Source organism: Frankia sp. CcWB2, from assembly GCF_977927585.1.
In genome coordinates this window covers 3,819-4,829 of the sequence record NZ_CDWRCM010000142.1, presented here as the reverse complement: position 1 = coordinate 4,829, position 1,011 = coordinate 3,819, and the positions used below count along the sequence as shown (strand labels likewise).

General features: G+C 67.2%; 1 protein-coding gene. It reads right to left on the bottom strand.

Annotated features, from left to right (window positions below; all coding sequences use genetic code 11):
- Window positions 1-193 precede the first annotated feature (193 nt).
- A complete protein-coding gene (locus ACY45C_RS14945; protein ID WP_462188209.1) occupies window positions 194-871 on the bottom strand; it encodes a Crp/Fnr family transcriptional regulator in 678 nt (225 codons plus the stop codon).
- Between the last annotated feature and the right edge of the window lie 140 nt (window positions 872-1,011).

Below are 1,011 nucleotides of genomic sequence, written 5' to 3'. Positions count from 1 at the left end.
CGCTGAATCCTTCGCGTTCGCGGGAGAGCACGGATGTCGTGCCCGTGTTCTTCAGCGTCGCGGCGGAAGAGCGACAAAAACGTCCATCGACGGACGGTTCAACAGTGGCACGGACCACATCTCGTCGGCCCACCGGCTCCCGTCAACGGAGAGCCAGCGGACGACCTGGAGTCCACGGGCCAGACCGGCATGCTCAGCCGGTCGTGATGCCCACCTCGGCCCGCAACCGGGAGATGTCCGCCACCGCGAGCCGTGGCCCCGGCCGCAGCACCTGTTCCTCTCGCAATGCCGCCACGTGTGCGGCCACCGTGCTCCGGGCGAGTCCCAGGGACTCCGCGACGGCATCGAGCGAGAACGGCACCCGCATCGGATCGGGCAGCTCCGGTCCGGCGAGGGCGACCAGTTCCAACAGCAGGCGGACGACCCGCTGCCGCGGCGAGAAATGCACGAGCTGATGCTGGTAGGGAACCGTTTCGGACAGCTTGCTCACCACGTAGTCAGCGAGCGATCCCTGAACGCCGTGCCGCCGCAGGAAGGAGTCGAGCATGGCGGCGGAGACCCGATGCGCCTCGCATCGATCGATCGCCTGCACCGTGGCGGTGCGTCCGGTTCCGATTCGCGCCATCTCACCGATCATGTCCCCGGGCGAGCGCAGCGCCAGCAGGAGGGCCGAGCCCTCCGCGTCCATGCGCACCACCTTCACCCGGCCGGTGGTCAGCAGAAACAGGAAATCATCTGGATCGCCCTGACGCAGCAGCATCTGCCGCGACCGGAAATGGCACCGGGAACCGCATGACAACAACGCCTGCCAGAGACGGTCGCCGAGGATCGCCTGCATTCCCCGCCGGGCAGGCCGGACAGAATCGGTCATCCCACAGAAGTATCGCGGATCGGACCCGCATTCGGCGCCGCCACCGAGAGGATGCGGCTGAGGTGACCGACCAGCGGTCTTGTCCGATCAATCCTTTCTATCCGGTTCGCCCGGTTTGCTCTCGGCCGCGATGTGCCGAT